This is a genomic window from Chryseobacterium vrystaatense (assembly GCF_000737765.1).
Lineage (GTDB): Bacteria > Bacteroidota > Bacteroidia > Flavobacteriales > Weeksellaceae > Chryseobacterium > Chryseobacterium vrystaatense.
On record NZ_JPRI01000004.1, the window covers coordinates 385902 to 412716 of the forward strand.

Annotated in this window: 22 protein-coding genes; 12 read left to right on the forward strand and 10 right to left on the reverse strand. The window is 37.7% G+C overall.

The window, feature by feature from the left end; translation table 11 throughout:
* Window positions 1–90: 90 nt before the first annotated feature.
* On the forward strand, window positions 91–603 hold the full coding sequence (rplI, locus tag IW16_RS13865) for a 50S ribosomal protein L9 (RefSeq protein WP_034745188.1): 513 nt from the start codon (window positions 91–93) through the stop codon (window positions 601–603).
* Window positions 604–735: 132 nt separating this feature from the next.
* Here the strand turns inward: rplI and IW16_RS13870 are convergent, their stop codons facing one another.
* Window positions 736–1539, reverse strand: coding sequence for a helix-turn-helix domain-containing protein (locus tag IW16_RS13870; protein ID WP_034745190.1), 804 nt, complete (start codon window positions 1537–1539; stop codon window positions 736–738).
* Window positions 1540–1682: 143 nt separating this feature from the next.
* Between IW16_RS13870 and IW16_RS13875 the strand changes: the two genes are divergently transcribed.
* The 4 genes from IW16_RS13875 to IW16_RS13890 all read left to right on the forward strand — a co-directional run bounded on the left by IW16_RS13875 (window position 1683) and on the right by IW16_RS13890 (window position 7338).
* The gene (locus tag IW16_RS13875; RefSeq protein WP_228376941.1) at window positions 1683–3014 is read left to right on the forward strand and encodes a TolC family protein; all 1332 of its coding nucleotides are present in this window, start codon (window positions 1683–1685) and stop codon (window positions 3012–3014) included.
* Between the two features lie 5 nt (window positions 3015–3019).
* The gene (locus tag IW16_RS13880) at window positions 3020–4066 is read left to right on the forward strand and encodes an HlyD family secretion protein (RefSeq protein ID WP_034745193.1); all 1047 of its coding nucleotides are present in this window, start codon (window positions 3020–3022) and stop codon (window positions 4064–4066) included.
* 304 nt (window positions 4067–4370) lie between these two features.
* The gene (locus IW16_RS13885) at window positions 4371–5933 is read left to right on the forward strand and encodes an MFS transporter (protein WP_131327894.1); all 1563 of its coding nucleotides are present in this window, start codon (window positions 4371–4373) and stop codon (window positions 5931–5933) included.
* 43 nt (window positions 5934–5976) lie between these two features.
* A complete protein-coding gene (locus tag IW16_RS13890) occupies window positions 5977–7338 on the forward strand; it encodes an aldehyde dehydrogenase (RefSeq protein ID WP_034745197.1) in 1362 nt (453 codons plus the stop codon).
* A gap of 34 nt (window positions 7339–7372) precedes the next feature.
* Here the strand turns inward: IW16_RS13890 and IW16_RS13895 are convergent, their stop codons facing one another.
* On the reverse strand, window positions 7373–7945 hold the full coding sequence (locus IW16_RS13895; protein ID WP_034745199.1) for a thioredoxin family protein: 573 nt from the start codon (window positions 7943–7945) through the stop codon (window positions 7373–7375).
* Between the two features lie 81 nt (window positions 7946–8026).
* Here IW16_RS13895 and IW16_RS13900 point away from each other — a divergent pair, with 81 nt between their 5' ends.
* From IW16_RS13900 to IW16_RS25720, 4 genes are all read left to right on the forward strand, one after another.
* Entirely contained in the window at window positions 8027–8911 is an 885-nt protein-coding gene (locus IW16_RS13900) for a lysophospholipid acyltransferase family protein (protein ID WP_034745201.1), read from the forward strand.
* A gap of 6 nt (window positions 8912–8917) precedes the next feature.
* Window positions 8918–9895 carry a glycosyltransferase family 2 protein gene (locus IW16_RS13905; protein ID WP_034745203.1) on the forward strand — a complete coding sequence of 326 codons (978 nt, stop codon included), beginning with the start codon at window positions 8918–8920 and terminating at the stop codon, window positions 9893–9895.
* A gap of 247 nt (window positions 9896–10142) precedes the next feature.
* Window positions 10143–10700 (forward strand): 3'-5' exonuclease, encoded by a 558-nt coding sequence (locus IW16_RS13910; RefSeq protein WP_034745209.1) that lies wholly within the window; start codon window positions 10143–10145, stop codon window positions 10698–10700.
* Between the two features lie 10 nt (window positions 10701–10710).
* Window positions 10711–11427: a T9SS type A sorting domain-containing protein gene (locus IW16_RS25720; RefSeq protein ID WP_051890222.1), complete on the forward strand. Its 717-nt coding sequence runs from the start codon at window positions 10711–10713 to the stop codon at window positions 11425–11427.
* A gap of 2 nt (window positions 11428–11429) precedes the next feature.
* Here IW16_RS25720 and apaG read toward each other — a convergent pair whose 3' ends face one another.
* The 8 genes from apaG to glgB form a co-directional block, all read right to left on the reverse strand.
* Window positions 11430–11831, reverse strand: coding sequence for a Co2+/Mg2+ efflux protein ApaG (apaG, locus tag IW16_RS13920; protein WP_228376942.1), 402 nt, complete (start codon window positions 11829–11831; stop codon window positions 11430–11432).
* A gap of 66 nt (window positions 11832–11897) precedes the next feature.
* Window positions 11898–13151 (reverse strand): 2-oxoglutarate dehydrogenase complex dihydrolipoyllysine-residue succinyltransferase, encoded by a 1254-nt coding sequence (odhB, locus tag IW16_RS13925; protein WP_034745210.1) that lies wholly within the window; start codon window positions 13149–13151, stop codon window positions 11898–11900.
* A 40-nt stretch (window positions 13152–13191) separates the two neighbouring features.
* Window positions 13192–16008 carry a 2-oxoglutarate dehydrogenase E1 component gene (locus IW16_RS13930; protein WP_034745212.1) on the reverse strand — a complete coding sequence of 939 codons (2817 nt, stop codon included), beginning with the start codon at window positions 16006–16008 and terminating at the stop codon, window positions 13192–13194.
* 124 nt (window positions 16009–16132) lie between these two features.
* The gene (locus IW16_RS13935) at window positions 16133–17149 is read right to left on the reverse strand and encodes an SRPBCC domain-containing protein (RefSeq protein ID WP_223878177.1); all 1017 of its coding nucleotides are present in this window, start codon (window positions 17147–17149) and stop codon (window positions 16133–16135) included.
* A 216-nt stretch (window positions 17150–17365) separates the two neighbouring features.
* The gene (locus IW16_RS13940) at window positions 17366–18634 is read right to left on the reverse strand and encodes a glucose-1-phosphate adenylyltransferase (RefSeq protein ID WP_034745216.1); all 1269 of its coding nucleotides are present in this window, start codon (window positions 18632–18634) and stop codon (window positions 17366–17368) included.
* A gap of 16 nt (window positions 18635–18650) precedes the next feature.
* Complete coding sequence (locus tag IW16_RS13945; protein WP_034745218.1) at window positions 18651–19211, reverse strand: hypothetical protein; 561 nt, start codon at window positions 19209–19211, stop codon at window positions 18651–18653.
* Window position 19212: 1 nt separating this feature from the next.
* Window positions 19213–20637, reverse strand: coding sequence for a glycogen synthase (locus IW16_RS13950; protein WP_034745220.1), 1425 nt, complete (start codon window positions 20635–20637; stop codon window positions 19213–19215).
* Window positions 20638–20749: 112 nt separating this feature from the next.
* Complete coding sequence (gene glgB, locus IW16_RS13955; protein WP_034745222.1) at window positions 20750–22699, reverse strand: 1,4-alpha-glucan branching protein GlgB; 1950 nt, start codon at window positions 22697–22699, stop codon at window positions 20750–20752.
* Window positions 22700–22904: 205 nt separating this feature from the next.
* Between glgB and IW16_RS13960 the strand changes: the two genes are divergently transcribed.
* The 3 genes from IW16_RS13960 to IW16_RS13970 all read left to right on the forward strand — a co-directional run bounded on the left by IW16_RS13960 (window position 22905) and on the right by IW16_RS13970 (window position 26799).
* A complete protein-coding gene (locus IW16_RS13960; RefSeq protein WP_034745378.1) occupies window positions 22905–24026 on the forward strand; it encodes an alpha/beta hydrolase in 1122 nt (373 codons plus the stop codon).
* Window positions 24027–24030: 4 nt separating this feature from the next.
* Complete coding sequence (locus IW16_RS13965; RefSeq protein ID WP_034745224.1) at window positions 24031–25446, forward strand: leucyl aminopeptidase family protein; 1416 nt, start codon at window positions 24031–24033, stop codon at window positions 25444–25446.
* Between the two features lie 141 nt (window positions 25447–25587).
* Window positions 25588–26799 carry an ATP-grasp domain-containing protein gene (locus IW16_RS13970; RefSeq protein ID WP_034745226.1) on the forward strand — a complete coding sequence of 404 codons (1212 nt, stop codon included), beginning with the start codon at window positions 25588–25590 and terminating at the stop codon, window positions 26797–26799.
* Window positions 26800–26815 lie beyond the last annotated feature (16 nt).

A 26815-nucleotide genomic window follows, 5' to 3' on the forward strand; every position in this document is an offset into this window, starting at 1 on the left:
TAAAAGATAAAATTACAGGATAAAAAATATGTAATATTTTAACTCTTTGTTCTTGATTCTTTGCTCTAAAACTAAAAACGGACAACAACAATGGATATCATCCTAAAAAAAGACGTAGAAAACTTAGGACTTGAGTTTGATACAGTAAGCGTAAAACCTGGTTATGCTAGAAACTTCTTACTTCCTCAAGGAATTGCTCTTTTAGCTACTCCTAAAAACAAAGCAGCTCTAGAGGCTACTTTAGAAGCTAGAAAAGAAGAAGAAGCTAAATTAATTGCTGCTGCTAACGGTGTAGTAGATCAATTGAAGAAAACTTCTATCACGATCCCTGCAAAAGTAGGTTCTGGTGACAGATTATTCGGATCTATTAACAATTCTGATCTTTCTGATGCTCTTGCTAAAGCTGGAGTTTCTGTTGAGAAGAAATATATCAAGATTCCTGGTAACACTATCAAGAGAACTGGTAAAGTTACAGCAAACATCAGACTACACAGAAATGTGGAATACAACTTCGAATTCGATATTGTATCTGATGCACCTCCTGCTCCAGCAGCTCCGGCTCCTGTTAAGAAGGAAGCTCCTAAAACTGAAGAAGAAGCTTAATAAGCTGAATTTCTCAATATACAGAAAAACCACTTCATTTGAAGTGGTTTTTCTTTTGTCTTTTTAGAGCATCATCTATTCTATAAACAAAAACTGCCCTACTTCTTATCCTCTCAAGCCTTCCAAATCACTCTATTGATTTCCTTTCAATTTCTGCTGATACTCTGTAGGCGGTACACCAATTACTTTTTTAAAGATATTGCTGAAAGAAGAAAGACTGTTGTACCCTACCATCATCGCTATTTCATACATATTGTATTTACTTTCCAACATGAGTTCCAAAGAACGCGTAATTCTTAAGGCACGTAAAAAACGGACGTAATTCATGCCTAAAATTTCCTTAAATTTACGGGAAAGGGTTCTGGTACTCATTCCGAATTCTTTCGCTGTAGATTCTATCGTAAGAGGCTTTTCAAGGTTAGCATGAATGTACTTGGCAATCTTAAGAAGGGTTTCATCCTTTGGAAAGGGATGCTGAACAGGGAAAGCCAGCTTTTTATCTCTTTTTTCGGGGAGAATTCCCTTTAAAGCTTTGAGAAAATAATATTTAACAGGATCATTTTTTGTGATTTTCCCATCCCAGTCTTTGGTGTATAAAATCATTTCCCGAAGCAGATGACTTACTGAATAAATATTAATTTCATCAAAAAAGCCACTTTCATTTTCTTCTTTTTTAAAGTAAAAATTATAAAGATCTACTTTTGGGCTTGTAGAAAAAATATAATGCGGTGTTCCTGCAGGGATCCACATAAAGCATCTTGCAGGAAGATACCAGTGTTTGAGATCTGTGAAAACATGGACTATTCCCCCCTCTGCATATACTAGCTGAGCAGAACTGTGATGATGAATGTCTGTTGTAACGTTACCTGTGAGCACGTTATAAACATAAAATTCGGCATCTTCTTCTTCTACTGCTCCAAAATGGCTGTCATTCATTAAATAAAGGTAAGAAGAAAATTTCAAATTGGCGTAAATGAACAAATCTTTTTCTGTTTTCACAAATAAGGTCCGACGCTATGCATCGTAACTTTGCGGCATCAAAATCATTTTAGCAAAAATCTTTTAAATAAATTATGAATATGATATTTAACGCTTGCCGATATCAGTGCATGGCGTTGTGCTTACTGCTTACAGGCAGTTTTTTACACTCCCAAATGATCGACTACCAGCGTCTCAGTCTTCACCAGGCTATAGAGACCGGCTTAAAAAATAATAAGAACATCCGCATCAGCCACCTTAAACAGGAAATGTCTGTTACCCATGAAAAAGACCTTGGTATGGAGAAACTTCCGGATATTGAATTCCATACCAGTTACAGTCAGGTGACAAATCTTTTTCAGCATCAAAATGGTTTTTTTAATAAGGCTACCAAATATGATGTGATCAACGGCATGTATGATTTCACACTCTCTGCATCAATCCCTGTTTATATGGGCGGAAAAATCAGAAATACAGAAAAAAAAGCATCTATTGACACTGAAATATCAGCATTGAGAACACATCAGGACGAGAGACAGCTCAAAATGGAGATTATTACAGCTTTTCTTCAGATTCATCACCTAAAAGAGCAGCAAAGTCTGATCCTTGATAAAATGAAGGAAGATTCTGTGAATATCAAACAAGTCAAAGCATTAAAAGCCAATGGAGTCGTCACAGTAAATGAAGTACTCAGAACCTCTTTACAGCTTTCCAACCATACCATGAGCTGGACGGAACTTGATAATGATATTCAGATTGCAGAACATCAACTGAAAACAATTTTGTCTCTTCCCGAAAATCAGGAAATGCATGCAGATACTCAAGATCTGATCTCAGACAAAGCAGTTATTCCTTATATCGAAGAACTAACAGAAACCGCTTTAAGCAAGAATGAATCTGTAGGAATGGCCCACAAAAATTTAACATTAAAGGAATTAGACAGGAAAATTACCCGTGCGAATTATCTCCCAAAAATTACAGCAGGTGGAGAATACTTCATCAAGTATCCGAATATGATGTTTTTTCCTCCGGAGCCTTATGCTTACCGTTTGGGAATGCTGGGCGTACACCTTACCTATCCTATCGAAAACCTGTATAAAAACAAGTATAAAATGCAGGAAGCCAAAGAGAATATCGATCTGGCTAAACTTCAGATTGAGGAAAATGAGGAAAACATAAGACATAGCGTGTATGAGGCTTACAAAAAGTTTGAGGAAACCGACCAGAAGGTGAAGATTGCCGAAGAAGCGATTGGACAGGCTAAAGAAAACTACCGCATTGTTAGAACAAAGTATGCAAACAAATTAAGTCTGATCACAGAACTTATTGATGCTGACAACGCCTATCTCGAAGCAGAATCCAATCTTATCTCTGTAAAAATTAACCGACAATTAAAATATTACCAACTCCAGTACACGATTGGAAACTTATAAAAACTATGGCAAAGAAACAACTGACACAAAACGAAAAGAGAATCAACAAGACAATCACACTGCTGGCATGGATCCTTATTATAAGCGGTATTACAGGAATGGTAAGTTTCTATCTCTTCTCCAGAAAAAATGTCACAACAAACGATGCGCAGATCGAACAGTATATTACTCCGGTTTCCAGTAAGGTTTCAGGGTTTATTAAAACAATACAGTTTGAAGAAAATCAGTTCGTACACAAAGGTGATACATTGATCGTCATAGATAACAGGGAGTTTGTTAACCAGGTAAAAATGGCAGAAGCCGGACTTCATGCCAATGCTGAAAATATCACCACGATAGAAAGCGGAGTCAGCACAAAAGAAAGTGATTCAAAAATCATCGATGCTAAAATTGCTTCAGCCAAAATTGATATCTGGAGAACAGAACAGGATTTTAAGAGGTATAAAAACTTAGTATCCGAAGACGCTGCAACAGAACAGCAGTTTGAAAATGTAAAAGCTTCTTATGAACAGGCCAAAGCCAATCTCTTAGCCCTGGAACAGCAAAAGAATGCAGTAAGAGCAGGTGCCAGTGAACAACAGACTAAAGTAGCTCCCGTTAAAAGCCAGATCCAGCAGAGTTCTGCAAGCCTGAATAACGCTAAGCTTTTTCTATCCTATACCGTGATTACAGCACCTTACGACGGATGGGTGGGAAAAAAAACAATTCAGGAAGGACAGCTGATCAAAGAAGGACAGGCTTTGGTACAGATCGTAAGCAAAGAGAAATGGATCATTGCCAATTATAAAGAAACCCAACTTGGCCAGATCGACTCCAAGCAGGAAGTCATCATCACTGCTGATGCCTATCCTGATATTCAGTTTAAAGGAAAAGTGGTTTCTATATCACCGGCTTCGGGTTCACAGTTTTCCCTTATAAAACCAGATAATGCTACAGGAAATTTTGTCAAAATTGAGCAGAGATTTCCGGTAAAGATTATCCTGGATAATAATCAGAACAACGAAAAACTGCTTTCCGGAATGAATGTTCTGGTAAGCGCAAAAAAAATATAGTGATGTAGTGTGAATGTTAGAGAATATAGGGCTGTGTGAGTTATTAGAGCCGAACGATGTTAATGCAGAAGAATACTGTAATAATGATCACATCCTTATATTTTTAAATAAGCATAGTATCAGATTTAATAAACAGCCCATTAGATTTTTTCAGCGGAAAGACAGAGTTGCAGCGACAGGCTTACAATGATTCGTAAGTATTTGTCAATTTACCTTTTACTTTTTTTACACCCTGCTCTTTTGTCCTTCCGCTTTTTATTTATCTTAAAAATATTTCCCTCCTTATCACAATACATCATCAACAATGCAACACAATACAGTTTATCATAAATGGGTACCGCAATGGCTGAAACTGCCCCTTCTGGTACTCGCCCTTTTCCCTCACCTCATGTTGTTGTCGCTCTTGCATTCCAACAGTGCCTTCACTTCTTCTTTTATGGATGTAGATTCAGATGACATCCAGTATTTAATGATCCTGATGTATGGGACATTTGTGGTTACCCTTTTGGTACTACAAAGGTTTCTGGCGTATTTCAGTGTCAAATATTATATCCTTTTGATGGCCTCGGTTTCTGTAATTATACTGTATGTATTATCGGTTACGAATAATTACCAGGTCATTTTAGTCATTCGTTTTCTTGAGGGAATTTTCGGACTTTTTGAAGGTGCTATTTTTCTTCCGCTGATCATCGCTGAGCTAAAAACCAAACATGCAAAAGTGATCGCTTATCTTTTTATGTATACGATCATGCTGACCGGTGGAACAATAACAACTTCTTTATTAAAATCAAGCATTGAAAACTATGATTTTCGGCATATGATTTTAATGATGCTCTATTTTCATGTTTTTGTTCTCATTATAGGGATTACTCTTTTCAATACGAACAGATTTTTCCCTAAAATGCCTCTGTACCAGCTTGACATCACCAGTTGGTTCTTGCTTTGGGCTTGTCTGCAGTCTGGTGGATATGCCATTATTTATGGTAAAAGACTGATGTGGTTTGAATCTGATACCATTATCATGTGCCTCTTCATATTTCTTATTTCAGGGGGATTATTCATGCTCAAACAAAGAAATTCCAAAAGGCCTATCTTTCATTTTGAAGTCTTCAGGTCCAAAAATGTCATTGCCGGGATGATCCTGTTTTTTATTTTTTATCTGATCCGGTCTGGGCTGAATAATGTATACAGCATTATGGCAACAGTATGGAAATGGCCGTGGGATTATATTGTCGACATTCAATACTGGAATGTGGCAGGAACCTTAGTTGGCATTGTTTTATCAGGAATCTGTCTGATGCGGGGCATCTCTTCAAGAATCGTTTTCTTTACAGGGTTTCTCCTTCTGGCAGTTGATTGTGCCTGGTTCACTTATACTTTTTATCCCGACACTACGCTTTCCACCATCTGTCCGCCTCTATTTCTTCAGGGAATTGCACAGGGATTGCTGTTTACACCTCTTGTTTTCTTTCTGATTTCGGGAATGCCGGAGCAATATGTCGCCAATGCGACAGCCTTAGGAACTACAACCCGTTTCTGGACTACCGCAATCGGATATGCTCTGATGCAAAACCTCATGCTGTTTTTAACGTTAAAACATTCTGATACTTTAAGTTTTAATCTGACGAATACCAATCCTGTTTTCTATAGCCAGTGGGATCATATTTTCGGAGCTCACCTGTCAAAGCTTCCGGTCAATGAATCCTTATCTATGACCGCAGGAGCATTTAAAGCTAAAATAACAGCACAGTCGATTCTTCTTTCCAATATGGAAATTTTTACCGGACTGTTCTGGCTTGCTTTGATTACTGCATTCGCTTTATTACTTTATCATCCCGTAAAAATTGCAGTGAGAAATATTATGTAATTTTTAGGCCGAAAATTTGCTGTACTTCCTGAAATTTGATCTTATGAAAATTCAGGAAATTGTCTCCCATCAGAAAACTTTTTTCAAAACTCAGCAGACGAAAAATATCAAGTTCAGGAAAATGTATCTTGAAAAACTTCGGGATATCATTATAAAGAATGAAAATCTTTTATGTGAAGCCATTTACCGGGATTTCGGCAAATCAAAATTCGATACTTTCACAACGGAAATTTCTTTTGTACTTAATGATATTAATTATTACCTGAAGAATTTAAACGCCCTCACAAAACCCAAAAAAGTTACAACCAATCTTGCTAATCAGATAGGTAGCAGCAGCATTCATCCGGAACCTTTAGGCTGCGTTCTGGTCATTGGTGCCTGGAATTATCCTTATCAATTATCTTTATCTCCAATGATTGCTGCCCTGGCTGCAGGAAACTGCTGCATTTTAAAACCTAGTGAAATAGCAGAAAATACTATGAAGATAATGGCTAAACTCATCAATGAGAATTTTCCTCCTGAATATCTGTATGTTTACGAAGGGGGTATTGATGAAACCACGGAACTTTTACGCTTCAAATTTGATAAAATATTTTTCACAGGAAGTACAAAAGTCGGAAAAATTGTTTACAGAGCAGCAGCAGAAAATTTAACTCCTGTCGTTCTGGAATTAGGAGGAAAATCTCCGGCTATTGTAAGCAAAGATGCTGACCTGGAAACAGCAGCCAAAAGAATTGTCTGGGGAAAATTCCTGAATGCCGGACAAACCTGTGTGGCACCGGACTATCTACTGGTAGACGAATCTGTCCATGAACAGTTTCTGGAAATGCTTAGAAAGTATATTAATGAATTTAAATACACCCCAGATTCCGAACAGTATACCAAAATAATTAACCGAAAGAACTTCAACCGTTTGGTAAAGCTTATCAACAGAGAGAAAATATATTTTGGAGGAAATTCTGATGAAGAAAATCTATATATAGAGCCTACCCTTTTAAATAATGTCAACTGGGAAGATGATGTGATGCAGGAAGAAATATTTGGCCCTATACTTCCCGTTATTTGTTTTAGCCATTTTAACCTGGTTCTTAATACCCTTCTGGAGCTTGAAAAACCTCTTGCAGCTTATCTGTTCACCAGGAATTCTGAAGAAAAACAAGCTTTTACGGCTAAACTGTCCTTTGGCGGTGGATGTATCAATGATGTGATTATGCATTTAGGTAACGAGCGTATGCCATTTGGAGGGGTCGGAGCGTCCGGTATTGGAAATTACCACGGTAAATTCGGTTTTGATGCTTTTTCACATCAGAAATCTATTTTAGAAAAAGCAAACTGGGGTGAACCCAGTATTAAATATCCTCCCTATTCCGAAAAAAAATTAAGTTGGATCAGGAAATTGCTGTAAATAAAAAAACCGGGAAAATTTCCCGGTTCTGATCTTATGACTTTGGAGCCCACTGATTAAAGAACTCTTTTACTTTCTCTGCGCTGTATCCTTTTCCTTCTTCAAGAACAGAACTGTCTTTCAACACATGAATTGGTTTTCCATTTTTATCTAAAACAATAAAAAACGGATATCCCATCTTTTCTTTGATATTAATATATTTAGCAAAAACTTTTGGATTCTCATTATCAGGAGAATAGTTCAGGTGATAATACAGATAGTTTTTATCTACAGTTTCCTTCAGTTCAGGAGTAGTCTGTACAAAATTATTAAAACGGAGACACCAGATACACCAGTTTCCACCGGCCTGGATCATTATATTCTTTCCTTCTTTTTTTGCCTGGGCAATAAGTTTATTGATATCAGCTTCAGCATTAGCTTTCGGGTTATAAGGCTTAGGTAGTTTTGCCTTTTCCTCACCCGCTTTCTTCTTCGCATCCAGTTCTGCATGGTCAGCTTTTACCAGAAGGGTATTATCCTGTTTCCTTCCTTCCGGAACATTTTTGGTTTTCTGAGAAAAAGCTAGTACACTAAGTCCCAAAAAGGCTATGATCGACAATTTTTTCATAATATAAAAATAAAAAAAATTTATACTTATTGCAAGCAAAAATAGAACCATAATTTTTTTATCACTAAATTTGCATGTTTTATGAATTTCTTAATCAAAATATTATATTTCATTTCAAAACTTCCGCTTAAAGTATTGTATATTTTTTCGGACGTTATGTTCTTCTTAAACTACTATCTGGTAGGCTACCGAAAGAACGTTATTACCCAGAATCTACGAAATTCTTTTCCTGAAAAATCAGAAGAAGAAATCAGAACCATAAGAAAGAAGTTTTACTTAAATTTCTCAGATTATCTTGTAGAAACGATCAAATCTTTCAGTATTTCTGAAACAGAGGCCAGAGTCAGAATGCAGCATATCAACCAGGAGGTTTTTCATGAGGCTAAGGCTGAGGGTAAGAATATTATCATGCTTGCAGGACATGTTTTTAACTGGGAATGGATCAATGCTTTGGCAAAAATCATCCCTCAAAAACACTGCCACCCGGTGTACAGAAAGGTTAACAGTGACTTCTGGGAAAACCAGATGAAGAAAGTAAGGAACAAATTTGGGAATGAAGCACTGGAAGCCAATGAAGTAATCATGAATATCTTCCGATCTAAAAGTGATGGCGAATCCGCTTATATGTTTGTAGCAGATCAAACCCCTCATGTTGCCCATGTTAATTATGGATTAGAGTTTCTCAACCAGAGAACACCTGCATTTATCGGGTATGACAAACTGGCTACGAGAATGGACCTTGCTTTTATTTACTGCGAAATGAAGAAAGTAAAACGGGGCTATTATCAAGTGAACTACCACCGGATTTATCCTGACGGTGAAAAATTCGTAGAACATGAAGTGGTAAAAAAGTTCCATAAACTTCTTGAAAATACGCTGCACAAAAACCCGGACAACTACTTGTGGTCACATAGGAAATGGAAATATAAAAGTTCCATTAAAAATTATGATGGTGAAAAAAAATAAAATCTGATGCCGAAAAAATTAGCCGTTGCTATCTTAAACTGGAATGGTAAAAGCTGGCTTGAAAAGTTTCTTCCAAGTGTTGTCAGTTTTTCTCAAGATGCAGATATTTACATCATTGATAACCTTTCTTCTGATGATTCTGTAGAATTTATACAAACTCACTTTCCGACAGTGAAAATCATCGTAAATGACCGAAATTACGGTTTTGCAGGTGGTTACAATGAGGGTTTAAAAGAAATAAAAAACGAATTTTACTGTCTTCTTAACTCTGATGTAGAAGTTACTGAAAATTGGACAGAACCGATACTGGCGCTGTTTGAGAAAGATACTTCTATTGCAGCTATACAGCCAAAGATTTTATCATTTAACAATAAAAATTATTTTGAATTTGCTGGTGCTGCCGGAGGCATGATCGACAATTTGGGTTATCCCTACTGTCGTGGGCGGATTTTTGATAATCTGGAAGAAGATAAGGGACAGTATGATGATGAAACGGAAATTTTCTGGGCTTCAGGATGCAGCTTTTTTATCCGCTCAAAGGATTTTTGGGAGCAGAAGGGTTTTGACGAACGATTTTTTGCCCATCAGGAAGAGATTGATCTCTGCTGGAGGTTAATCAACTCCGGAAATAAAATATTCTATACCGGAAAGTCGAAAGTCTATCATGTAGGCGGTGGAACTCTCAATAAACAAAGTGCTCAGAAGACTTATTTGAATATAAGAAACAATCTTTCTATGATGCTGAAGAACCTTCCTTTTCCTAAGTTGATAGCATTGATTTTTTTCAGGCTGTGCATAGATGGGGTTGCGGGAATTTATTTTGGCTTTAAACACGGTTTTCCACATCTTTGGGCCGTCGTACGAGCTCATTTCGGGTTTTATGGACAACTTCCAGGAACCTGGAAACTTCGCCAAAACTATCAGAAAGACAATTTCTACCAATCAAAATGGCTTATTTTTAAACATTTTTTAGGAGGCAGATAGAGGATGTTTCACGAATTCTTATATCAATATGTGAAATAAAGTTGTTCTATAATATTCCTCATAAGAAATGAAAGTCTAGTATCATTTGATATCCCGGAAAATTTATAACTTACGCTATAAATAAATTTAAACATCAAACTCTAAACTCTGAATCACTTATAGGCCTTTATTGGGGCTTTACCTATAATAAACAGACCGCTCTGACCAACATTATTATTCATAATTTTTAATTAATCACTCATAAAAAATGGATTTCTGCGCAATAGATTTTGAAACAGCAACTCACGAGAAGAATTCAGCGTGCGAAATGGGTATTTGTGTTGTACAGGATTCTAAGATCGTTGAAACAAAGACCTGGCTGATCAAACCACCGAGCTTTCCTTATTTCAGCAGATTCAATATTGATGTTCACGGAATACAACCTGAAGATGTAAAAGATGCCCCAACTTTTGACGAAGTTTGGTATGAAGCTGAAGAAATGATGTACGGAACTCTGATGATTGCCCATAACGCCAGCTTTGATGCCGGGGTTTTAAGAGGCTGCTTTCAACATTATGGTATGTTTACTCCACAGCTCAACTATCTTTGCAGTATTCAGCTGGCCAAAAAATCATGGAATTATCTTCCTAAATATGGGTTGAAACATCTGGCAGAACATCACCAGATCAGCCTGAACCATCACCGTGCCGGAGATGATGCAGAAGCCTGTGCTAAAATTTCGCTGCTGGCCTTTGAAAAATTAATCATTACTGAAAACGACGAAATACATGAATCATTTTTAAATAAATACATCAAAAAACTATAACCTAAAAACAATGAAAAAACTTTTACTTCCTGCTGCTTTTATCATCAGCACTTTATTTCAGGCACAGAGTACTGAACTTGTAAATACGACATGGTATTTAAAGAAAGTTGTTAAGAACAGCACAACCTATATGCTTCCTCAAAATAGCGAAATAGGAACACCTACAATGGCTTTTACTCCATCAGGTATGTCAGGTTACACTAATATGAGTAGTCCTATTTGTGGGACAAGCATGTGGGGTAACATCCATGAATCTGATATCACTCCTGCACATTTTGTTTTCTGGACTTATGGTGTCGGTACAAATCAAACATGTACAACACCGGAGAATACTACTTTTTTTACTCAGTATGCCAATTATTTTGCATTCAATTCAGAGCAGCATAATTATCAAATTACCAATTCCGGAAATACAAGAAATTTAGTTATTACCAATAATCTTGGAGATCAGGCCTTTTATGAAAGTTCTTTTCTGGCTGCCAGAGAAACAATATCATCCGGTAAACCCTCAGTAAAGATTTATCCGAACCCTGTAAAAGACGGTTTCCTCGAAATTCAAGGCATCGAGCGTATTGAATCAACAAAGATTTATAACGCTGAAGGGAGACTCGTTTTTGAGAATTCCAATGATTCCAAAATAAACGTTTCCAGCCTTTCAAAAGGAGGATATTTCTTAGAAATCAAATCTCAACAGGGAATCAGCAGACATAAATTCATTAAAGAATAATACTAGTTGCTCAACACTTCAGACAACAGGTTAAACTTTGGGATTTCAATCTCAAAGGTTTCCTGTGTCTCCATGTTTTTAACAAGGTATTTCCCGCTCATATTTCCTACGCCGGACCTAAGCATAACATTTGAAAAATAAGCGAAATTTTCGCCTTCCGGGATTTCCGGTGTCAAACCGATCACACCATCTCCAATAATCTCTGTATATCCAAACCCGACATCAAAGATGAGCCATTTTCTTTTGAGTACTTTAATAGGAAAGCTTCCGTCATTTTCTATTGTAATATTGTACTTAAAAACGTAACGGTTTTCGGATGGATAACTGTTTTTACTATCATATTCAGGTATTACTGAAACTTTGATATTGGAAGTCATTTTTGAGAACATCACCTTAGTTTTCATAACTTATACAAAAATCTCGCCTTTTTCAAGGCGAGACTGTAAGTTATCTTAAAATTTTATTAAAATTTATAATCCAAGACCTTTTCTTTCGTCACCACCCATTAATATTTCAACAGGGTTGTCGATACCTTCTTTTACCGCTACAAGGAATCCTACAGATTCTTTTCCATCGATAATTCTGTGGTCATAAGACATCGCCACATACATCATTGGTCTGATTACGACCTGCCCGTCAACCGCTACCGGTCTCTGGATGATATTGTGCATTCCTAAGATTGCAGACTGTGGAGGGTTGATAATTGGTGTAGACAACATAGATCCAAAAGTACCACCGTTTGTAATAGTGAACGTACCACCAGTCATTTCATCAACAGTAATTTTACCGTCTCTTACTTTGGTAGCAAGATCTTTAATATTGGCTTCAACTCCACTGAAAGACATGTTTTCAGCATTTCTCAATACCGGAACCATCAATCCTTTAGGACCAGATACTGCAATAGAAATATCGCAGAAATCATAGTTGATTTTGAAATCTCCGTCGATAGATGCATTTACATCAGGATACATTTGTAATGCTCTTGTTACTGCTTTTGTAAAGAAAGACATAAAGCCTAATCCTACGCCATGCTTCTGAGCAAATTCTTCTTTATATAATTTTCTTAATCTGAAGATTTCAGACATATCAACTTCGTTGAAAGTCGTCAACATTGCTGTTTCGTTCTTTACAGATACTAATCTTGAAGCAATTTTTCTTCTAAGAACTGAAAGTTTAGTTGTTGTAGTAGTTCTTGCACCTGTTGCAGTAGAAGGAGTTCCACCCAAAGCAGGTACAGCAGCCAATTCTGCGTCTGTTTTAGTGATTCTTCCATCTCTTCCGCTTCCGGAAACCTGTCCTGTCTGAATACCTTTCTCATCAAGGATCTTCTTAGCTGCAGGAGATGGTGCTCCTGTTGCATAAGTCTGCGGAGCCGGTGTAGGAGCTGGTTTCGGAGCTTCCTGTTTAGCTGGTTCAGCAGCTTTCGGAGCTTCTTCCTGTTTTGGAGCTTCAGCAGCAGGTGCGCTTCCGCCTGCAGGTCTAGGAGCATCCACATCAATTAAACAAACTACCTGGCCAACCTGTACAACATCACCCTCTTCAGCTTTTAACGTGATTACACCGCTTTGTTCTGCAGGCAATTCAAGAGTTGCTTTATCTGAGTCTACTTCTGCGATGGGCTGATCTTTTTCTACGTAATCACCATCTTTCACAAGCCAAGTTGCAATTTCAACTTCTGTAATGGATTCTCCCGGTGAAGGAACTTTCATTTCTAAAACTGACATATTGAGTATTTTTTATTTTTTAATTGGGTATTCTTCTTAATTATACGGTAACGGGTCTTTTTACAGGAGCATCATCTCTGTCGAAAACTCTGTTGATCACTGCATTTTGACTTTTCTCAAACATTTTGTGGCTTCCAGGAGCAGGAGCACCACTTGGTACCGGAGCTACAACCTGGATTCCTGTATCTCTGAAGTTTCTCAGGATATAAGACCATGCACCCATGTTTTCAGGTTCTTCCTGAGCCCAGATCAACTGTGTCCTGTTCTCATATTTGCTGAAGATCGCATCTAATGTTTCTGTCTGAAGCGGATATAGCTGCTCCAATCTTACCAATGCAATATTTTCACAGTTAAGTTCTTCTTTCTTAGCTAATAATTCAAAGTATAATTTACCTGAACACAATACTAATTTTTCTACTTTTTTAGGATCTGCTGTAGGATCGTCCAATATTGGCTGGAATGAACCATTAGCAAAATCTTCCAATGGAGAAACCACTTTTGGATGTCTCAACAGAGATTTAGGACTCATTACGATCAACGGCTTTCTGAATGTCCATTTAAGCTGTCTTCTTAACAAGTGGAAATAGTTTGCTGGTGAAGTTACATTCGCTACCACCATATTTTCATTCGCACAAAGCGTTAAGAATCTTTCTAATCTTGCTGAAGAGTGTTCCGCACCCTGACCTTCTGAACCATGAGGTAATAACATCACCAATCCGTCCTGAATTTTCCACTTCTCTTCTGCTGCAGCCAGATACTGATCAACAATAATCTGAGCACCATTGACAAAGTCTCCGAACTGAGCTTCCCAGATCGTCAGTGTATTTGGTGATACCATTGCATATCCGTAATCGAAACCTAAAACTCCGTATTCTGAAAGGTGAGAGTTGAATACATCAAATCTACTTTCTGATACGTGTCTTAAAGGGATATACTCTTCTTCTGTATCTTCAGTTTTTACTACCGCATGTCTGTGAGAGAATGTTCCTCTTTCCACATCTTCTCCGGATATTCTTACGTTGTGCCCTTCCACAAGAAGTGTAGCATATGCCAACCATTCTCCAAGAGCCCAGTCTAATGAATTTCCTTCGATAGCCTTAACACGGTTATCAAACAGTCTTGTAATTTTATTGATAAACTTTTTATCAGCTGGAAGAGACGACATTTTAATAGCCAGTTCTTTAAGCTTTTCCAAGTCATATTTTGTATCTACAGGAATCTGAACCGCCCCTCTCTTTCCGATAGGATAATTAACCCAGTCATCTGCCATGAAAAGATCCATTACATTCTTCTCGATCTCTTTGGAAGCATCAAAGTCTTTATCTAAAAGTACTTTGAAATCTGATTCCATTTTTGCGATCACGTCATTAGAAGTAATGCTGTCCTTAAGTAATTTATCTTTATAAATTTCTCTCGGATTTGGATGTTTTGAAATTAATTTATACAAATTAGGCTGTGTGAATCTAGGCTCATCACCTTCGTTGTGCCCATATTTTCTGTATCCTAATAAATCGATATAAACGTCCTTACCAAACTTAGCTCTGAAATCTGCTGCAAAATGCATGGCATGTACTACCGCCTCAGCATCATCAGCATTGACGTGCATTACAGGAGATTCCGTTACTTTTGCAATATCTGTACAGTATGTAGATGATCTTGCATCTGCATAGTTTGTTGTAAATGAAACCTGATTGTTAACAACGATATGAACAGTTCCTCCTGTTTTATATCCTTCCAGAGTCATCATCTGAGCAACTTCATAAGCAATACCCTGACCGGCAATAGCACCGTCACCATGGATTACAATAGGAAGTATCTTAGAACCGTCTCCTTTGTATTTGTCATCTATCTTTGCACGGCAAATCCCTTCTACAAGAGCTGCTACAGTTTCAAGGTGAGATGGATTCGGAGTAAGGTTGATCGCTACTTCTTCTCCAGAAGCAGTTTTCACTTTTTTAGATGATCCTAAGTGATATTTAACGTCACCTGAGAATACATCCTCTTCAAATTCTTTTCCTTCAAATTCTGAGAAGATTTGCTTGTAAGACTTTCCAAAAATATTTGACAATACGTTTAGTCTTCCTCTGTGAGCCATTCCCAAAACAACTTCATCCACTCCCAATTGAGAAGATCTTGAAATCAACTGGTCCAGTGCAGGAATCAACGTTTCACCTCCTTCAAGGGAGAATCTTTTCTGCCCTACAAATTTGGTATGAAGATAGTTTTCAAAAGCTACTGCCTGATTTAATTTTAATAAAATCTCAGTTTTTTCATTAGCAGAAAGACTTGGGTGATTTTCATTCACCTGAAGCCATTTTTTAATGAAATCTTTTTCTTCAACATTGTTGATGTACGTGTATTCAACACCGATAGAATCACAGTAGATGCTATCCAGGTGCTTGATAAGATCCTGTAATGTTGCAGGTTCTTTCATACCTGTTTCAACAGCACAGTTGAATTTTGTATTTAAGTCCTCCTTGCTAAGCCCGAAGTTTTCGATGTCTAAAGTAGGGGTGTAATGTCTTCTTTCTCTAACTGGGTTTGTCTTTGTGAACAAGTGCCCTCTCGTTCTGTAAGCCTCAATAAGGTTTACTACCTTGAATTCTTTTTTGATGTGCTCAGGAACCTCTCCGCTTGTTACTGCCTGAGAAATCTGCTGTACTGCCGGAGCAGTGCTGGCTGGTGCCTGGATGTATTGGATGTTATCGTCATCTCCATAGTTCTCCAAAGCAAAATCGAAACCTTGAAAAAAGGCTTTCCATGATGGCTCCAAAGAATCCGGGAATTTTAAGTATTGTTGGTATAAATCCTCAATTAACTGAGAATGAGCTGCGTTTAGGAATGAAAATCTGTCCATTATTACAGTTTATCTATTATTAAAATTTATTTGTAGAATTAATCCTCAAATTTAATAAAAAAAACCGAGTTAAGACAGCCTGAGACCGTTAAAAAAAATTAAGAAAAAAATTAAGAAAAAAAAATCACTTAAACACTGATAATGAGAGCTTCATGTTTACGTCCTGTCCTTCAATCGGACGTTCAATAAAGGTAATACGGATATCACCGAAGCGCATTTCATCTTTTTTCGCCTTCTGAATCAGTTGCTGAACTGCCTTTATTCTTCCCTCATAGTTTCCTTTGTAGTACATCACATAATTTTGAGAAGGATTTATTGTGCGGAAATTGAAATTATTATCCGTAACTCCTATCTTTTTGGAAAGCGGAATTCCGAGAAAGTAAGAAACCTCTTTGTCTTTATAGTTATCGGCATCAGTGATCAGTATGGGAAAGCCGAATTCATCGTCTTTTTTGCCAAGATCCATCGTGGTATAGTTATAAATTTTACTGTAATTCATAACGATATTTTTATAGAGCGTTTCTTTCTTGTTTGATGTACTTACGTTGATTCCCAGAAGCAGTTTATCTTCTTCATTTTCTACCATCAGACTGTCATATTTAATGGAAGCCATCTGGTTATCTTTTTCAACTTTATTACCCAGAACATTTTTCAGATTGACCATGCTTTTGGTGATATTTTCAGCAAATCGGTCTTCTGTCCAGAAGTTTTCCACTCTTCTCAGTACGGAGAGCTTGGGAGTATGTACATACCAGGTGATTTTTGTTTTTTCAGCAGAAAGGACTTTGAACTGAACATCAACGACTGTAGGATTTTCATTTCTGTCCTCAAAAAGCTGATACCGTAAGCTCTTTTCAGGGTTCTCATAACGGATGAACATTTCCCCGTCTGTATCATTTTTAGGATCTACATAACTGATTGCACTTCCCTGCCCTTCATAAGGGGTATAATAATCAATATCGATAGACTGTGAACTCGTAAAAAAGTTGTTCCAGCGCGTAAAATGCTGTAGATTATTAAACTGGGAAAAGACTTTATCAATGGGATAATCAATCTCTTTCTCTATCTTAAAGTCCTTGTTTTCATCTACAAAATAATACATGGAAGCAGCATAAGCTCCCACCATTAAAACAAGAATCACGGCTGTTATTTTAAAAAAACGCATCGCACAAAAGTAATACAAATAAAAAAAGTGACCAATATATTGATCACTCTTGTTTTATGTTTAACATTAATAGACATAATTAAAGTTAGAGGCGGAAGATTGAAGCTACCATTTGATCATTTAATTTGTAATAATTCTCTATCTGATTTATTCTAAAAGTTTCAAAAATATGTTTCATCTTCTGCCTTTCTTTCAGCCGATATGCGTTCCTGAAGGAAGAATGGCTCCTTTCTTCACTACCACAATTCCATCCTGAACGGAATGGGTTCCATAATCGCCATCCGGAAGATGTTTTCCACCGATGATCTTCACATTATCACCAATATAGCAGTTTTTGTCAAGGATAGCTTTTTCTATATAGCAGTATTTTCCGATTCCCATGTTTGGGCGTCCACTTCTGTCGTTAATGACAATTTCAGTCGTATTCTGGTAGAAATCAGCACCCATTACATAAGAGTTGACAATGGTACTTCCTTTATCTATTCTTGTTCTGTTTCCGATCACTGAATTTTCGATCTTATCTGCCATGATAATGCATCCGTCTCCAAAAACAGCTTTACTTACATAAGAACCGTTGATTTTTGAAGGAGGAAGCATTCTCGCTCTTGTGTAGATCGGCGAAGAAGAAAACAGATTAAACTGCGGAAGATCCTGGCAGAGATCCAGATTCGCTTCATAAAACGACTCTATCGTTCCGATATCTGTCCAGTATCCCTCGTACTGATAACTCAATGTTTTATACTTCCCTATCGAATTGGGAATAATATCTTTTCCGAAGTCATCACCCGCTCCGTCTTCAAACATTTTTTTAAGAATCGTTCTTGTGAAAATATAAATTCCCATAGAAGCCAGATATTCTTTCCCCTTATGCTTGTTTTCTTCTGAAACTTCGGATTTCAGGCTCTCAAGAATATCATAATCAGGTTTTTCATAAAAAGATGTGATATTTCCGTCATCATCAGACTTTAAGATCCCAAATCCTGTCGCATCTTTTGCCACTACAGGAATGGTAGCAATCGTCACGTCGCCTCCATTTTCAATATGAAAATCCAGCATTTCCTTGAAATCCATCTGATAGAGCTGATCACCGGAAAGAATTAGAATATAATCATAATCATATTTTTCCAGGTGCTTCATCGATTGACGAACCGCATCTGCTGTTCCCTGATACCAGCTTTCATTTTCCACATTCTGCTCTGCCGCAAGAATATCTACAAAACCTTTGCTGAAGATATCAAAGTGATAAGAATTCTTGATATGTGAATTTAACGAAGCCGAGTTAAACTGCGTTAAAACAAGAATTTTATTGAGTCCCGAGTTCAGACAGTTAGAAATAGGAATATCTACCAGCCTGTATTTTCCCGCAATAGGAACTGCCGGTTTTGACCTCGAATACGTTAACGGGAATAATCTTGTCCCTCTGCCGCCTCCCAACACAATGGAGATTACATTTCGTTTCATAAATATATTGCGTTTTTTATTGAATTAAAGTTACTGTTCGTTTATTAATATCCACTCTCACTTTACAACAGTTTTTCCTGTTAAAGTCTTCATCAAAACTGTAAACAGCTGCTTCATATATTCCGGGAGTTTTTGACTGTATAATGTCTTTATCCACTCCGTCGATTTCTATATTGCACTGTTTAAGTTTATCTCTAAATATTTTGTTTGTAATCAAAACATCCATCACATCTACTCTCTTCATCGCAAAATCCTGAAGATCTCTTTCATATCTTTCTTTCCAGTCCCTGCCATATTTGCTTTCTAAATTTGCATACGTTCTGTTATTTTCAGCGGCAACACTATCCATCAGTTTCTGCGTGACTTCGCAGCCGGCAACATCAACTTGCAAAATTTTCCATTTTTCGGAAATACCATCTGACAATATCTGTCTTTCGGTGTTGGGAAGTCCATACGTCAAAATCTTATCATAAAGATGATCAGGTATAGTATTTTCTTTTTCGGAAGAACTACCGTCTTTTCCCTTACAGCAAATCAATGCCAGAGCTATCATTCCAAAAAGAAAATATCTTGTCATATCAGCTATTGTATAAAGCTATATATTTTTCCGCAGACTTCTCCCAAGCAAAATCAAAATTCATGTTGGCATGGATAAGATCCTTCATAACACCTTTCTGATTATAAATTCCCATTGCTCTGTTCATTGCATGAACGATATCATCAACTCCCGGATACGTAAAATTAAGTCCCGCTCCTCCTGTTGAAATATCTTCTACCGTATCTCTCAACCCTCCGGTATATCTTACCACAGGAACCGTACCATATCTCATCGAATACATCTGATTAAGCCCGCAAGGCTCTACCCTGGAAGGCATCAGCAGAAAATCTGCAGAGGCATAAATCTTATGGGAAAGATGCTCTTTATAGCCCAGATCCAATGCAAAATTGGTATATGTATGCTGGTATTCTTTAAGTTTATTTTCAATATAACTGTTTCCGGAACCTAGGATCATAATATTTAATGAACCATAACTTTGCTTAATGCTCTTCCATACAACATCAGGCAGGAAATCTGCTCCTTTTTCTGCAGCAAACCTACCTATAAAAGCAAATAAAGGCAGTTCAGGTTTCAAACCATATTCTTTGCAAAGCTTTTCTTTATTTTTCTTCTTTTGTGCAACGGCATTTTTAATATTAAAATTGAAATCCAGCATCGGGTCCGTTTCAGGGTCCCATACTTCGGTATCTATTCCGTTGATAATTCCATAGGCTTTCCCAAATTCCTCACGTACCAGACTTTCCAGTCCGCGGAAGCTGACAAACAGTTCTTCAAGATAACCTTCAGAAACAGTTGTAAAAGCATGGGAACATTTGATCATACTTGCCAGAGGATTTATATACCCGTTCCAGTCCATGAGTCCCCATTTATAGGAATCAAAAGAAGGCATATAATTCGCCATATTCCAGCTCATCATTCCCTGATACTCTCCATTATGGATCGTTCCTATTGTTTTTACCCCTTTTAAAAAATCAAATTCAGGGCAATGCTGTGTCATAAAAGGCACCAATCCCGTGTGATAGTCGTGACAATGAAGTACATCCGGACGAATTTTCATGGCAGTCAGCCAATGAAGCACACCATTTTGAAAAGCCAGAAACTGGAAACTTTCATCCTGGTAACCGTATGGATTTTCTCTGTCTAAAAGCCCTGGAATTTTAACCATATACAATTCAAATCCAAAAACATCCGTCTTTTCTTTCATCACCTGAACCTGCAGCATATCCGGTCCCTGATGAATAAAGCCATCAAAAACTATGTCAAATTCATGATCGTGAACAAATTTTTTGTTGTACCATGGCATGACCACCTTAGCATCAATGCCTTTCATTTTATTCTGATATTTCGGCAACGCTCCTACAACGTCCGCTAAACCACCTACTTTAGCCACCGGATAACATTCTGTACTTAAGTGATATATTACCATCGTATTTTCCTTACTCATTTCTAAATATCATTTGTTTTTTTATTCTGACTGTTCTTCTATCAAAATTCAGATTGATCACATCAATTTCTATTTCATCACAGTCTTTTTTCTAAAACATCTAAAATATGAATTATTTCTTATGCTGTTTTATTCTGTGAAGTTTATACTTTTTATCTTTCTTCTGTTTTAAAATAATTCCCGCCAATGGTGGAAGTTGTATCGTAACAGATTTTGCATGTCTCATCCATTCCTCATTTTTTTCGTTCAAAATATCTGCACCTACAGCACTTCCGCTATACCTATCATCATCAGAGTTGAGAATCACTTCCCAGTGTGTTCCGGCATTCACTCCGACCTTATAATCCAAGACATTTGGGGTCAGATTTAAAATGACCATCAAAACATCATCTCTTTTTTTTCCTTTTCTAAGATATACATACACAGAGTTCTCAAGATCATCTGCCTCTACCCATTCAAACCCGTTTTTATGAAACTGATTTTCGTAAAGAGCGTGTTCCTCCCGATAGAGATGATTCAAATCTTTTACCAAGTTTTGCATTCCCTTATGAACAGGGTACTCGAGTAAATGCCAATCGAGGCTTCTTGTAAAATTCCATTCACCTGTTTGTGCAAATTCGTCGCCCATAAAGAGAAGCTTAGCTCCTGGATGGGTATACATATAAACATAAAGAGCCCTGAGATTAGCAAATTTTTGCCATTCGTCACCCGGCATTTTGTAAATCAGGCTTGCTTTTCCGTGTACCACTTCGTCATGTGAAAGCGGCATCATATAATTTTCATTATACATATAAACGGACGCAAAGGTGATTTTATGGTGATGGTATTTTCTGTTTTCAGGAGCTTCTTTAAAATAATCCAGTGTATCATGCATCCATCCCATCATCCATTTCATTCCAAATCCCACTCCACCGTCATGGACAGGCTTTGTAAGCAGTGGAAAATCTGAACTTTCTTCAGCAATAGTAATAATGCTGTCTCCAAACTCTTTATAAACCGCTGTATTGAATTCCTGCAGGAAGGCTTTAGCCTCTAGATTTACGTTTCCACCTTCTATATTAGGCTCCCATTCCCCTTCATTTCTGGAATAGTCCAGATGAAGCATCGAGGTTACTGCATCTACACGAAGACCGTCTGCGTGATAACGTTCCAGCCAGAACATCGCGTTGGAGATCAGAAAAGATTTAACTTCATTCCGTCCGTAATTAAAGATATAAGATTTCCAGTCCGGATGAAATCCTTTTCTGGGATCTTCATGCTCATAAAGATAAGATCCGTCAAAACAGTGAATTCCATTGGCGTCTCCCGGAAAATGGGAAGGTACCCAGTCCAGAATAACTCCAATATCATTTTTATGAAGTTCATCGATCAGAAACATCAGATCCTGTGGTGAACCAAAGCGCGAGGTAGCCGCATAAAATCCGGTAATCTGATACCCCCAGCTCGGATCATACGGATACTCCATAACAGGCATGAATTCAACATGGGTAAATCCCATTTCCCTGACATAAGGAACCAGTTTCGCGGCAATATCACGATAATTCAAATACTTTTCCGGGTCATCGCCTTGTCTTACCCATGAACCCAAATGAAGTTCATAAACAGATATCGGCGCGTTCAGACTGTTATTTTTCCAGCGCTTTTCCATCCATTCTTTATCACTCCATTCATACCAGGTCGTGGAAACGAGTGATGCTGCCTGCAGATTCTGCTCCCAGCTTAATGAGTAGGGATCGCTTTTCTCTAAAATTTCTCCTCTTGCCGTTTCTACAGCGTATTTGTATAAAGTCCCCCAGGTAAGCCCTGCAATAAAGCCTTCCCAGATACCTGACCCGTCCCACCGGGGGAACAGGATATGATCTTTATGATTCCAGTTGTTGAAATTTCCTATCACGGAAACCTTTTTAGCATTGGGAGCCCAGACTGAAAAATAGACGCCTTTTACACCGTCTTTTTCAACAGAATGTGCACCAAATTTCCCATACAGTTTATAATGCCTGCCTTCTTTGAAAAGGTAGACATCATGGTCAGTGAACAGTGTATAGGTTTTAACAGAATTCATCAAGATATCGTTGTACTTTATTATTCTTTGAAACTACGAAAATTCCCTGCAATAACGGTTAATAATTAGTCAAATAATTATTATGTTAATTACTTCCTTTTCGGCACATTGACCAAATATATTATTTTTTACGTTTATTTTTTTATGATTTTAAAACAATCTTTTTTATAAATTTAGCTGCCTAATTTTATATTAAACACACATGATGAGGTTTGAACTTTATACTGAGGAAAGCGACGACAGAACAGTATACATCACCGGAAATTTCAATAACTGGAACCCCAGAGACTCTAATTATCAGCTTAAACAGAGGGATCAGAACAATTATTTCGTAGAGATCGACAGCGAAATCTTACCCGATATTGTAGAATATAAATTCACAAAGGGAGGCTGGGAAAATGTAGAACTTGATAAGTACGGAAGTATTACACCCAACCGTAAAGCAGTAAAAACGAACGGAAAAGCATCTGATATTGTAGAAAAGTGGAGACTCAACTGGGGCCCTTTCAAAAAAGAATTTTTTCCGATCGCTGAAGTTATTTCGGATGAATTCTATATCCCGCAGCTTGACCGTTACCGTAAAATATGGGCAGCCCTGCCCTATGACTATTATGTTTCTGAAAAAAGCTACCCTGTTCTTTATTTACAGGACGCTCAAAATCTGTTTAACGAAGGAAGCGGTTATGGAAACTGGGAAATCGACAAAAAACTTTCTATACTCGCAGAATATGGTCGGGGTGATGTCATTATCATAGCCATCGAACATGGAAGTGAAGACCGCATCAAGGAATACATCTTTGATAATGACAATGTTGCCAACGGCTCAGAAGGCAAAAAATACATCCGTTTCATCACAGATACTTTAAAGCCTTTTGTGGATGAACATTACCGCACCAAAAAAGACCGTGACAATACAGGAATCGGAGGAAGTTCCTTAGGTGCTTTGATTAGTATTTACAGTGGATTCCTCTATCCAGAGGTCTATTCTAAACTGCTAATCTTCTCTCCCTCCCTGTGGGTGGAGCCCAACAATAATTTCCCCATGATGAATTTCAGAGTACCCTTTAAAACAAAAATTTATCTGTACGGAGGCGGTCAGGAAGGTTCTAAAATGGTGAAAAGAATTCATGTTTTCGAAGAATATTTAAAACGATGGGAGAAGAAAAATCTTTTTGATTTTGAATTCAGGACCAGCATTAATCCGGAGGGAACCCACAGTGAATTTTACTGGTCTCAGGAGTTTCCAAGAGCGATTGAATGGCTTTTCTATGACAATACAGAGAACCCTGTAGAAGTAACACCACAACAACAAAGCATTAAAAATTAAGTTTATGAAATTAATTAATAAAAAAAATAAAAGCTACACGCAGATCTTCCAACTTTTCACAGAAGAAGAATGGACCAAATCCAGCAAAAACTACAACAAAAACATCGATTCTTTTTTCTCTGGAAAGAAATATGAAGTCTTCATCCATACCGACACAGAAAGTGTTACTTACCTGATCGGTTTAGGAAAATCAATCTTACAGAATTTTGAAATGCAGCAGGTTGCGGTAAAATTCTCTCAAACACAAAAAGAAAAACTACAGCCTTCCCCAACTCTGGTTGTAGCAGACTTTCTGAATGAAAAACAGTTTGAAGAATTTGTTAAGGGATTACTTTTAGGAACTTACCACTATCCTTTTGATAAAAAACATGCATTTTGGAATTCCAAATTTGAGATTCATTTCGAAAATATAAGCCAGGAAAAACTGGATGGTATCGGTTCAAAAGCTGAGGCTGTCGCTAACGGACAGACTGCCTGTCAGGAATGGCTGAACAAACCTGCCAATCTTAAAAAGCCTGATATTTTAAGCCTGTATCTTAAAAACCTGGCAAAGAAGTATGAATTAAAATATACAGCTTTTAACAGAAAAAAATGTGAGGAATTAGGTCTTGGCGCTTATCTGTCCGTCAATCAGGGAAGTGCTTATGATGCTGCTTTTACGATCATAGAATACAAGACCACGGTTAAAAATGCTAAAACCTTCGGTTTGGTAGGAAAATGTGTTTTGTTTGACACCGGTGGTGTTTCACTGAAAAATCCAGATAACATGCACTATATGAAATCCGATATGGGCGGCGCTACAGCGGTTATTGGAACCCTTATTTATGCTGCAGAAATGAAACTTCCGGTGAATATCGTTGCTGTACTTCCAATCACAGACAATGCTATCTCTGAGAAAGCTTTCCTTCCAAGCGATGTGATCACCGCTTATAATGGAAAAACGATCGAAGTTCTTAATACCGATGCTGAGGGCCGAATGATTCTCGCAGATGGACTTTCTTACCTTGCTAAAAACTACAAGACCGATTTCCTTATAGATCTCGCTACCTTAACGGGAAGTTCTGTAAGAATGTTTGGGGATACCTGTGGAGCGATGTTTTCGAATAATGAAGAACTAAAAAACCTTCTGATAAAAACAGGCGACACTACCAATCAAAGGGTTTGGAATCTTCCTTTGTGGGACATCTGGAAGGATGATATCCAATCTGATGTTGCCGATCTCAAAAATATTTCAATGAAACCCATCGGCGACTGTATTGTGGCGGCAAAATTTCTGGAACAGTTTATCGAAGGGCATCCTAACTGGGCGCATTTGGATATTGCAGGAGTTGCATTCGGAAGTACCGGATATGCCAAAGAAAAAGCTGCAACCGGCTTTGGAGTGCAGTTGCTGGCCGATTTAATCGAAAATTATCACTAAAAATTAGTTTTTTACAAAATTTCTCTGTATACTTGAGTATGGATTTCCAAAAACATAGATGATTTCGGTTTTTTAACATTAATTAATTAACAGAAATTTGCTTTTATTTTTGATAATTCACTAATATTAAAAAAACATTATATGGAGGAAAAAATCATAGTATGTATTTCATGCTATTACAAGGGCTATGACTTCATGGATGAAATGAAGAAGCTCGGTAATAAAATCATCTTAGTAACATCGGAGAGTCTTAAAGAAAAAAACTGGCCCTGGCATGCCATAGAAGAAGTCTTTTATATGTCTGAGCTAAAACCTTCTGTCTGGAATCTGGAGCATCTGGTTCAGGGGTTTTCACATCTGATGAAAACCAGAAAGGTAGATGCTGTAGTGGCACTTGATGATTATGATGTAGAAAAAGCAGCGCTGATCAGGGAAACATTTCGTATTCCCGGCATGGGACAAACCACGCACCGTTATTTCAGAGATAAGCTGGCCATGCGCCAGAAAGCGAAAGATTCAGGAATCAATGTCCCGGAATTTACCGCAGTCTTCAACAATGACCAGGTTGACCAATTTACAGATAAAGTTCCCGCCCCATGGGTATTAAAACCACGTTCTGAAGCATCTGCATCAGGCATTAAGAAACTGTCTTCCAAAGATGAGCTCTGGGCAGAACTGGACGCACTTGGAGAAGAACGCCACCTGTTTTTACTGGAAAGCTTTAAACCCGGTGATGTTTTTCATGTGGACAGCCTGACCTTTAATAAGGAAATTGTATTCACATCAGCTTCAAAGTATCTGGCTCCTCCTATGCAGGTCTCTCATGAAGGCGGTGTATTCAGGACCAAAACATTGGGAAGGTATTCTGAGGAATTCAAAGCCCTCGATGAGGTGAATGCAAAAGTTCTTTCCAGCTTTGGCCTGCTCAACGGAGCGACACACACTGAATTTATCCGTGGGAAAGCAGATGGAAAATGGTATTTTCTTGAAACGTCCTCAAGAGTAGGAGGCGCACACATTCCAGATCTTGTAGAGGCTTCAAGCAATATCAACATATGGCGTGAATGGGCAAAAATTGAAGATGCTCTGCTGCGCGGAAAGACTTATCAGGCTTCAAAACCTACCGGTTATTTTTCAGGGCTTATTGTTGCCCTCATCAAAGATAAACATCCTGATTACAGTGCTTTTGAAAATGAAGAAGCCGTAAAGTTCCTTCCAATAGACCATCATGTGGGAATTGTTTATAAATCCAGTGATCCGGAAATTATACAGGAAAGATTAGACAGTGCTGCCGAAAAGATACAGGCAGAAATGCTGAATATTCTTCCGCCAAAAAGTAAATTGACAAGCTAGACACCGTATAATCAAA

What these genes read in the sequence shown, in the direction of transcription:
- rplI (WP_034745188.1), top strand. Translation starts at nt 91, where the DNA reads ATGGATATCATCCTAAAAAAAGACGTAGAAAACTTAGGACTTGAGTTT.
- IW16_RS13870 (WP_034745190.1), bottom strand. Translation starts at nt 1,539, where the DNA reads ATGAATGACAGCCATTTTGGAGCAGTAGAAGAAGAAGATGCCGAATTT.
- IW16_RS13875 (WP_228376941.1), top strand. Translation starts at nt 1,683, where the DNA reads ATGATATTTAACGCTTGCCGATATCAGTGCATGGCGTTGTGCTTACTG.
- IW16_RS13880 (WP_034745193.1), top strand. Translation starts at nt 3,020, where the DNA reads ATGGCAAAGAAACAACTGACACAAAACGAAAAGAGAATCAACAAGACA.
- IW16_RS13885 (WP_131327894.1), top strand. Translation starts at nt 4,371, where the DNA reads ATGCAACACAATACAGTTTATCATAAATGGGTACCGCAATGGCTGAAA.
- IW16_RS13890 (WP_034745197.1), top strand. Translation starts at nt 5,977, where the DNA reads ATGAAAATTCAGGAAATTGTCTCCCATCAGAAAACTTTTTTCAAAACT.
- IW16_RS13895 (WP_034745199.1), bottom strand. Translation starts at nt 7,945, where the DNA reads ATGAAAAAATTGTCGATCATAGCCTTTTTGGGACTTAGTGTACTAGCT.
- IW16_RS13900 (WP_034745201.1), top strand. Translation starts at nt 8,027, where the DNA reads ATGAATTTCTTAATCAAAATATTATATTTCATTTCAAAACTTCCGCTT.
- IW16_RS13905 (WP_034745203.1), top strand. Translation starts at nt 8,918, where the DNA reads ATGCCGAAAAAATTAGCCGTTGCTATCTTAAACTGGAATGGTAAAAGC.
- IW16_RS13910 (WP_034745209.1), top strand. Translation starts at nt 10,143, where the DNA reads ATGGATTTCTGCGCAATAGATTTTGAAACAGCAACTCACGAGAAGAAT.
- IW16_RS25720 (WP_051890222.1), top strand. Translation starts at nt 10,711, where the DNA reads ATGAAAAAACTTTTACTTCCTGCTGCTTTTATCATCAGCACTTTATTT.
- apaG (WP_228376942.1), bottom strand. Translation starts at nt 11,831, where the DNA reads ATGAAAACTAAGGTGATGTTCTCAAAAATGACTTCCAATATCAAAGTT.
- odhB (WP_034745210.1), bottom strand. Translation starts at nt 13,151, where the DNA reads ATGTCAGTTTTAGAAATGAAAGTTCCTTCACCGGGAGAATCCATTACA.
- IW16_RS13930 (WP_034745212.1), bottom strand. Translation starts at nt 16,008, where the DNA reads ATGGACAGATTTTCATTCCTAAACGCAGCTCATTCTCAGTTAATTGAG.
- IW16_RS13940 (WP_034745216.1), bottom strand. Translation starts at nt 18,634, where the DNA reads ATGAAACGAAATGTAATCTCCATTGTGTTGGGAGGCGGCAGAGGGACA.
- IW16_RS13945 (WP_034745218.1), bottom strand. Translation starts at nt 19,211, where the DNA reads ATGACAAGATATTTTCTTTTTGGAATGATAGCTCTGGCATTGATTTGC.
- IW16_RS13950 (WP_034745220.1), bottom strand. Translation starts at nt 20,637, where the DNA reads ATGAGTAAGGAAAATACGATGGTAATATATCACTTAAGTACAGAATGT.
- glgB (WP_034745222.1), bottom strand. Translation starts at nt 22,699, where the DNA reads ATGAATTCTGTTAAAACCTATACACTGTTCACTGACCATGATGTCTAC.
- IW16_RS13960 (WP_034745378.1), top strand. Translation starts at nt 22,905, where the DNA reads ATGAGGTTTGAACTTTATACTGAGGAAAGCGACGACAGAACAGTATAC.
- IW16_RS13965 (WP_034745224.1), top strand. Translation starts at nt 24,031, where the DNA reads ATGAAATTAATTAATAAAAAAAATAAAAGCTACACGCAGATCTTCCAA.
- IW16_RS13970 (WP_034745226.1), top strand. Translation starts at nt 25,588, where the DNA reads ATGGAGGAAAAAATCATAGTATGTATTTCATGCTATTACAAGGGCTAT.